The following is a 6158-nucleotide window of genomic DNA, read 5'->3' as shown; positions in this document are numbered from 1 at the left end:
TCGCAGCCGACGATCAGGATCCGATGACCCATCTCGGCGAGCGCCGCGAGCGTGTTCTGCGACGTCGTCGATTTGCCGATGCCGCCTTTGCCGTAGAATGCGATTTGTCGCAGTGATGACATTCTGCTCTCCATCAACCGATTGCCTATGTCGCGCCCGCGCTGTTCGCGAGGCGTGACCGCGTCCTCTCTGTGTCCGAACCGGCAGACGGGTTGTTGGGAAGGAGAGCATCGCTCGTCCGAAGCGTCGGCGTGCACTCAGCCCTCAACCATTGCCTGGGCCCAGTTTTGCAACGGCTGTGCCAGCACGCGCACGGCGTCAAAAACAGTCATGATTTAAAGGAGATGCGGAGCATTCCGTGCGCGATGGCGGGTTGTTGCAAACCCGACATCGGAATGCTTCGCAAGATGCGACGACGCGCGGTGCTGTCCGAAACGACACAACGGCGGCGGCTTTTCAGCCGCGCGGCGCCCGGAACGAGATTTGCTAGGTCCTCTCCGCAGCCCTGCGGCACAGACGCTGACAACGTTGAGGAGGATGCAATGCAGATCGGAGTGGAGACGGCCAAGGCCGTGGACCAGCGGCGCGTGTTCGTGATCGACGACGACGAGATCACGCGCGCGGCCCTGCAGTTCATGTTGCACGACGAGATCGAGACACATGAATTGGCGACTCCCGAGGAGGCGTATGAGAAGGGCGTCGACTGGCTGGCGCCGAACGTGGTGCTGCTCGGGGTTTCCTTCCTGAAGCAACGCGGCCCCGAGCTCGTCCGCGAGATCCTGGCGAAGTTCAAGGGCGTGCGGATTCTGATCGTGACCGCCAAGGCGGACGAGGCGATCGCGATCGAGGGTCTCAAGGCCGGCGCGCATGGCGCCGTGGTCAAGCCGCTCACGATCGAGTCGGTGCGCAAGAAGGTCGACACCATTCTCGGCCGCGCCGGCGGCGCGCAGCTCGTCCAGCTCGGCGGCGCCTGACGTGACGACCGTCGTCTTCTACGAGAAGCCGGGCTGCAGCACCAACGCCCGGCAGAAGCTGATGCTGACGCGCGCCGGCCACGATGTCGTCGCCAGGAATCTCTTGACCGAGCCCTGGACCGGCGAGCGGCTGCGCGCGTATTTCGCCGGGACTCCCGTCTGGGCCTGGTTCAATCCAGCCTCGCCGCGCGTGAAATCAGGAGAGATCGAGCCAGAGACGATCGAAGCCGTCGCGGCCATCGACCTGATGCTCGAGGATCCGCTGCTGATCCGCCGGCCATTGATCGAAGCCGGCGGCCAGTGCTGCGCCGGCTTCGATCGTGAACCCGTGATCTCGCTGCTTCGGCAGTACGACGATCTGGACGACGTCCAGGGCTGCACGCGTCCGGAGGCGTCGACACCTTGTCCGGAGCCGCGCTGAGCGGCTCCGGACAGCACGTCAGCGTTTCAACACCATGACCAGGCGATCGACACGCTTGCCCTGCTTGAAGTGGGATTCGACGATCTCGTCGATATCCTCAGCGGTGGTCGGCCGATACCAGACGCCGTCCGGATAGACCACCATCATCGGTCCGGCGCTGCAGAAGCCGAAGCAGCCGGCAGCGGTGACGCCGATGTCCGTCAACCGCTGCGCCTCGATGGTCTTGGTCAGCCGGTCCCACAGCGGCTGCACGCCGAGCGCGCCGCAGCTGCCGCGCGGATGTCCGGGCGGGCGCTGCGTCAGGCAGACGAAGGCGTGGTGTTTGTAGAGCTGCGGAATCTCGAACGCGTCATCCGCCTCGGCGACATCGGCATCGCTCATGACGCAGGCGCCTTGATGCCCTTGTCGGCGAGCAGTGTCGCGAGCTCGCCGGCCTGGAACATCTCGCGCACGATGTCGCAGCCACCCACGAACTCGCCCTTCACGTAGAGCTGTGGAATGGTCGGCCAGTTGGAGAACTCCTTGATGCCTTCGCGAATGAAGGGATCGGCGAGCACGTTGACGCTCTCGTACGCCACGTCGAGCTTGGCCAGGATCTGCGCCACCGCGGCGGAGAAGCCGCATTGCGGCGCGGCCGGCACGCCCTTCATGAACAGCACGACATCACTGCCGTCGATCAGCTTCTGAATGCGTTCGGATGTCGACATGGACTGGATCCTTTCCCTGAATGCGACCGATCAGCCGGGCGGCAACGATCACTTCGGCAATGACGTTTCGAGCGCCAGCGCGTGCAGCACGCCGCCCATCTGGCCCTTGAGAGCCGAATAGACCATCTGATGCTGCTGCACCCGGCTCTTCCCAGCGAAGGCCTGTGAGGTGACGCGCGCCGAATAATGGTCGCCATCGCCTGCCAGATCCTCGATCACGACAACGGCATCCGGGAACGCCTCCTTGATCAGACGCTCGATATCCGTTGCTGCCATCGCCATCGCTGCTGCTCCCGCTGGATTGATGACGGCATCATGCAAGCTCCGAACCAGTCATTTGCGCGCCGCAATCGCCGGCTCGCCGGCATCTGACGACGTGTCCACGCCAAATCGCGCAAGCGTCGCGTCGTGTTTGCGACATCGGCCGCGGGGCGGCGAGGAAGCGGCGTTCAAAATCCAACATCGGCCCGTTCTTCCACCCGCCTCGTGCCGGCTTCGACACTGCTGCGCCCGCGCGAAAACGGTCCGCGTCTTGCAGTGATTTGATCGAGGTCAATGCAGATGCTCGAACTCGTCAGCGAACCCGACACGATCAACTTCGGCGATCTGCCGCAAGAGATCGATGCCCTGTTGCAACAGGGCGTGGCGGCCTATCGCCGCGACCACGCGCAGGCGGACCGGCTGTTTCGCCAGGCGCTGGCGGCCGCTCCGCAGCAGCTTCCGACCTACTTCTGCCTATATAAGATTCACACCTATCAGGGCCATCTCGACGAGGCAGAGGCGGTCGCCGAGCTGGGCCTTGCCGAAGCGGCGCGCCAGGCCGGCTGGCCACGTGATTGGCGGCATTGGACGCCGCATGATCCGCTGCCGGACGGCGCCGGCCGTTTCGCGCTCTACACGCTGAAGGCCCTCGCCTTCATCCATCTGCGCAAGACTGATTCCGAGGGTGCAGCCGAAATGCTCGCGGCGCTGCGGCGACTCGATCCCACCGGCGCCGTCGGATGGCCGGTCGTCGCCGCGCTGGCCGAGGGGCTCGGTCCGGAATGAGGCGACGCCATGCACGAGCGAAGCGAAACATGACTCGAATTGCAACGACCATCCCCCGGTGCGAACCAGGATCATGAGAGGAACCAACGCATGATGACCATGCACGCCCCGCCCCCTCCTTCCCCGGCGCAGACCGCCGTAGCGACCGGCTCCCAGAGTGCAGCCGAGAGCGTGATTGCGGCGTTGCGAACGGTCTATGACCCGGAGATTCCGGTGAACGTCTACGATCTCGGGCTGGTCTATCGGATCGCGCACGAGGGCGGCGGCGCCGTCGAGATCGACATGACCCTGACGGCGCCCGGCTGCCCGGTCGCGAGCGAGATCGTTCGCATGGTGGAGGACGCCGTGCAGGCCGTCGACGGCGTCGCATCGGTGAAAGTCACGCTCGTGTTCGAGCCGCCCTGGGACAAGTCGCGCATGTCCGAAGAGACCGCGCTGGAGCTGGGTTTGTTGTAACGCGCGCCAACCGCGCAACGGAAGCAGGAGCATCACATGCCTACGGAGAGCACGATCAAGCTGACCGCCAGCGACGGCCATACCTTTCAGGCGTTTCGTGCCGATCCCACCGACGCGCCGAAGGGGGCGATCGTCGTCCTGCCGGACGGCGCTGACGCTGCCGGCAGGCTACGCAAGATCGCCGATACCTTTGCGGCCAGCGGATATGTCGTGATTGCGCCGGAGCTGTCACCTCCTGCGGCGGTCGAATCGACGGTGGAGGGCGAGCCGGCCAAGTCCGTGCCGGATCCGGCAACGCCGCTGCTCGCCGAAGTCCAGTCGACCGTCGACAGCGTCAAGGACTGCGGCAAGGTGGCGGTAGTCGGCTTCGGCGCCGGCGGCGGTCTGGCCTATGACGCGGCCAACCGCGTCTCCGGCGTGGCCTGCGCGGTGAGCTACTACGCGACAGGTGTCGTCAATGCGGCCGGCGCCAAGCGCAAGATTCCGACCCTGCTCCATTTCGGCGAGGCCGACATCGTCGTGCCGTTCGCGGAGGTGACCATGTTCCGCGCCTATCATCCCGAGGTCAGCGCATTCTCCTATCCGAATGCCGCGCATGCGTTCGACGGCAACGGCGAGACCTATGATGAATCTGCAGCCGCGCTGGCACATGAGCGGACACTGGCGTGGATCTCGCAATACGTCGTCGGCCAGCCGCCGATCACGCTGAAGAATGCCGGCGCCTACGCGCTCGCCAAGACCGACAAGAAAAAGAAGAAGAAGGCCGACGACGACATGGGACCGCCGACCGATTGAGAATCCGATGGAGTGAGAGCGTCGCGATGCTGCCGACCACCATCCTGATCGACGAGCGGCCACGTTGCGTGGTGCGCCCCAACGACACCAAGGATCTCAACCGCTTCATCCGCAACGGCAAGCCTTTTCTGCTCGCCGAGCATCCGGACGGCAAGATCACCCACCGCAACGCCAGCGGCACCGAGCTGATCCAATGGCAGAACGCGCTGGCGCTGCACCGCGCCTGGGGCGGCGACGACGAGAATTTCTTCGGCGTGCCGTTGTATTAGTTGGGTACTAGTTGTGGTCCGATGGACTACAAGAACCTTCGGATCACCTACAAGCTCGCTGCGCGATACAGCGCCCTCTCCCCTTGTGGGAGAGGGCATGCAGGACAGCGCAGCAGACTCGGTTGGGTGAGGGGTCTCTCTCGCCGGGCGCCACCTCGCAGAGAGCCCCCCTCACCCGACCAAATATGTGGAGAGGCCGGCGATGCCCTCTCCCACAAGGAGAGAGGGCCCATTCTTGAGCACCGCGGCTTACCTCTCAGCTCACGGTCGCGCGGCCCGCGCGTCGTGCGGATTGCCGGCCTGGTTGCGCATCCAGTCGGCAAGCTTGGTCATCGCGGCGTCGACATCCTGGCGGGCCTCGATGTCGCTGACGGTCTCCTCGAGCGCGCCGCGCATGCAGAGCAGCCAGGCGTCGCGCTCGGCATTGCCGATGGGAAAGCCCATATGGCGCTGACGCAGCCGCGGATGCCCCTTCTCAGGTGAATACAGCTTCGGGCCGCCGAGCCATTCCGAGAGGTATCGCTTCAGGATGTGCTTGATCGGCCCAAGATTGGTGCCGTGCATGTCGCGGATGGCCCTCGCCTCGGGCAGAGTATCCATCCGGTGGTAGAACGACTCGACCAGACGATCGACCACGACGGCGCCGCCAATTCGTTCATAGGGCGTGACGACCGGTCCCGCTTCTGAAGTCCCGGTCTCTGAAGTCCCAGCATCCGCCATCGGTCGTTCCTGTCTCTACTCGTCCAAGCTCGGCTGCAGGATGACCTCAGCCGGCGCCCCCGGGCCCTGCTGGTCCACGAGCTCCAGCGCATCGACACGCGACAAACCGCCGCCACTGTCCATCAGCACGATAGCGTCCTTCGGCATGCTGGCAAGAGCCTCGATCAGCTTGGCGACAGTCACGGTCCCTCCCGCTCACGCAGCGTCGTGCGCGGCCACAGGCGCGCCGGTCTCGTCGAAATTCAGCGTCACCGGATCCTCGTCGAGCATCACGATCTCGGCCCGGCTCAGCGCCCCATTGGCATGGTAGCTGTAGCAGTGCGTGAGCTCGATCTCGCCATAGACGATCTTTTCGAACCCGGTCAGTACGCCGTCGGCATCGAAATAGCCGCGGATGAACGTGTTCCGGTTCGAGAGCTGCTCCGGCGCGATCGCAGTCACCAGCCGCAGCGGCAGCTTGACGCCGGTGTACGAGACGAAGAATCGACACGCCTGTCCCGCATCCGCGCTCATGCTGCCGCTCGCATCGAAGGTCACACCGCCGCCGTCACGAGACGGCTGCGGTCTTCAGAGCCTCGATCTGGTCACGGTCGACCTTGAACACGCCGCGGCCTCCGGCAAAGGTCTGATAGGCCTTCATGCCGATCGCAGCACTCAACTTGTCGAACCATTGCTGTGGCGTCAGGTCCCCGGGGCGTTCGCTGATCTCGGCGACAGTGCCGTCATTGGCGAAGCGGACATGCAGCGTCAAATTGTCCATGGTATCCTC

General features: G+C 64.6%; 14 protein-coding genes. 6 read left to right on the top strand and 8 right to left on the bottom strand.

The window, feature by feature from the left end; translation table 11 throughout:
• On the bottom strand, window positions 1-122 hold a 122-nt coding region (locus ACQR1H_RS33115; protein WP_434907388.1), incomplete at its 3' end, for an ArsA-related P-loop ATPase.
• Window positions 123-542: 420 nt separating this feature from the next.
• Here ACQR1H_RS33115 and ACQR1H_RS33110 point away from each other — a divergent pair.
• Both ACQR1H_RS33110 and ACQR1H_RS33105 read left to right on the top strand, forming a co-directional pair.
• Window positions 543-974: a response regulator transcription factor gene (locus ACQR1H_RS33110; RefSeq protein WP_315741025.1), complete on the top strand. Its 432-nt coding sequence runs from the start codon at window positions 543-545 to the stop codon at window positions 972-974.
• Window positions 868-1395, top strand: a complete 528-nt coding sequence (locus tag ACQR1H_RS33105; protein ID WP_434874852.1) for an ArsC/Spx/MgsR family protein — start codon at window positions 868-870, stop codon at window positions 1393-1395. The genes ACQR1H_RS33110 and ACQR1H_RS33105 overlap by 107 nt, the downstream gene beginning before the upstream one ends.
• 18 nt (window positions 1396-1413) lie before the next feature.
• Here ACQR1H_RS33105 and ACQR1H_RS33100 read toward each other — a convergent pair whose 3' ends face one another.
• Genes ACQR1H_RS33100 through ACQR1H_RS33090 form a run of 3 tightly spaced genes read right to left on the bottom strand, consistent with a single transcriptional unit; the run spans window position 1414 to window position 2384 of the window.
• Window positions 1414-1776 carry a (2Fe-2S) ferredoxin domain-containing protein gene (locus tag ACQR1H_RS33100; protein WP_315803666.1) on the bottom strand — a complete coding sequence of 121 codons (363 nt, stop codon included), beginning with the start codon at window positions 1774-1776 and terminating at the stop codon, window positions 1414-1416.
• Window positions 1773-2102: a Grx4 family monothiol glutaredoxin gene (gene grxD, locus ACQR1H_RS33095; protein WP_315803667.1), complete on the bottom strand. Its 330-nt coding sequence runs from the start codon at window positions 2100-2102 to the stop codon at window positions 1773-1775. Before grxD ends, ACQR1H_RS33100 begins: the two co-directional genes overlap by 4 nt.
• A gap of 48 nt (window positions 2103-2150) precedes the next feature.
• Window positions 2151-2384, bottom strand: coding sequence for a BolA/IbaG family iron-sulfur metabolism protein (locus ACQR1H_RS33090; RefSeq protein ID WP_006609694.1), 234 nt, complete (start codon window positions 2382-2384; stop codon window positions 2151-2153).
• 273 nt (window positions 2385-2657) lie between these two features.
• Here ACQR1H_RS33090 and ACQR1H_RS33085 point away from each other — a divergent pair, with 273 nt between their 5' ends.
• The 4 genes from ACQR1H_RS33085 (at window position 2658) to ACQR1H_RS33070 (ending at window position 4669) form a co-directional block, all read left to right on the top strand.
• The gene (locus ACQR1H_RS33085; RefSeq protein WP_315803668.1) at window positions 2658-3149 is read left to right on the top strand and encodes a hypothetical protein; all 492 of its coding nucleotides are present in this window, start codon (window positions 2658-2660) and stop codon (window positions 3147-3149) included.
• 93 nt (window positions 3150-3242) lie between these two features.
• Window positions 3243-3605 carry an iron-sulfur cluster assembly protein gene (locus ACQR1H_RS33080; protein WP_315803800.1) on the top strand — a complete coding sequence of 121 codons (363 nt, stop codon included), beginning with the start codon at window positions 3243-3245 and terminating at the stop codon, window positions 3603-3605.
• Window positions 3606-3641: 36 nt separating this feature from the next.
• Window positions 3642-4400, top strand: coding sequence for a dienelactone hydrolase family protein (locus ACQR1H_RS33075; RefSeq protein WP_434874853.1), 759 nt, complete (start codon window positions 3642-3644; stop codon window positions 4398-4400).
• Window positions 4401-4426: 26 nt separating this feature from the next.
• Complete coding sequence (locus tag ACQR1H_RS33070; protein ID WP_316239625.1) at window positions 4427-4669, top strand: hypothetical protein; 243 nt, start codon at window positions 4427-4429, stop codon at window positions 4667-4669.
• A gap of 261 nt (window positions 4670-4930) precedes the next feature.
• On the opposite strand, the gene ACQR1H_RS33065 is transcribed toward ACQR1H_RS33070, so the two are convergent.
• From ACQR1H_RS33065 to ACQR1H_RS33050, 4 genes are read right to left on the bottom strand one after another with little or no spacing between them, the layout of a single operon-like run.
• Window positions 4931-5389, bottom strand: coding sequence for a group II truncated hemoglobin (locus tag ACQR1H_RS33065; RefSeq protein ID WP_315803671.1), 459 nt, complete (start codon window positions 5387-5389; stop codon window positions 4931-4933).
• A 15-nt stretch (window positions 5390-5404) separates the two neighbouring features.
• A complete protein-coding gene (locus tag ACQR1H_RS33060) occupies window positions 5405-5572 on the bottom strand; it encodes a hypothetical protein (protein WP_315803672.1) in 168 nt (55 codons plus the stop codon).
• A 12-nt stretch (window positions 5573-5584) separates the two neighbouring features.
• Complete coding sequence (locus ACQR1H_RS33055; RefSeq protein ID WP_315803673.1) at window positions 5585-5902, bottom strand: DUF6156 family protein; 318 nt, start codon at window positions 5900-5902, stop codon at window positions 5585-5587.
• Window positions 5903-5936: 34 nt separating this feature from the next.
• Window positions 5937-6149 (bottom strand): hypothetical protein, encoded by a 213-nt coding sequence (locus ACQR1H_RS33050; RefSeq protein WP_315803674.1) that lies wholly within the window; start codon window positions 6147-6149, stop codon window positions 5937-5939.
• Window positions 6150-6158: the final 9 nt, after the last annotated feature.

It is taken from the genome of Bradyrhizobium sp. HKCCYLRH2015 (assembly GCF_051168215.1).
In the GTDB taxonomy this organism is placed as follows: Bacteria; Pseudomonadota; Alphaproteobacteria; order Rhizobiales; family Xanthobacteraceae; genus Bradyrhizobium.
The sequence above is the reverse complement of the archived record's forward strand: the minus strand, read 5'-3'. Positions and strand labels throughout refer to the sequence as shown.

Coding starts and splice junctions, on each gene's coding strand:
- ACQR1H_RS33110 (WP_315741025.1), top strand. CDS start 543: ATGCAGATCGGAGTGGAGACGGCCAAGGCCGTGGACCAGCGGCGCGTG.
- ACQR1H_RS33105 (WP_434874852.1), top strand. CDS start 868: ATGGCGCCGTGGTCAAGCCGCTCACGATCGAGTCGGTGCGCAAGAAGG.
- ACQR1H_RS33100 (WP_315803666.1), bottom strand. CDS start 1,776: ATGAGCGATGCCGATGTCGCCGAGGCGGATGACGCGTTCGAGATTCCG.
- grxD (WP_315803667.1), bottom strand. CDS start 2,102: ATGTCGACATCCGAACGCATTCAGAAGCTGATCGACGGCAGTGATGTC.
- ACQR1H_RS33090 (WP_006609694.1), bottom strand. CDS start 2,384: ATGGCGATGGCAGCAACGGATATCGAGCGTCTGATCAAGGAGGCGTTC.
- ACQR1H_RS33085 (WP_315803668.1), top strand. CDS start 2,658: ATGCAGATGCTCGAACTCGTCAGCGAACCCGACACGATCAACTTCGGC.
- ACQR1H_RS33080 (WP_315803800.1), top strand. CDS start 3,243: ATGACCATGCACGCCCCGCCCCCTCCTTCCCCGGCGCAGACCGCCGTA.
- ACQR1H_RS33075 (WP_434874853.1), top strand. CDS start 3,642: ATGCCTACGGAGAGCACGATCAAGCTGACCGCCAGCGACGGCCATACC.
- ACQR1H_RS33070 (WP_316239625.1), top strand. CDS start 4,427: ATGCTGCCGACCACCATCCTGATCGACGAGCGGCCACGTTGCGTGGTG.
- ACQR1H_RS33065 (WP_315803671.1), bottom strand. CDS start 5,389: ATGGCGGATGCTGGGACTTCAGAGACCGGGACTTCAGAAGCGGGACCG.
- ACQR1H_RS33055 (WP_315803673.1), bottom strand. CDS start 5,902: ATGAGCGCGGATGCGGGACAGGCGTGTCGATTCTTCGTCTCGTACACC.
- ACQR1H_RS33050 (WP_315803674.1), bottom strand. CDS start 6,149: ATGGACAATTTGACGCTGCATGTCCGCTTCGCCAATGACGGCACTGTC.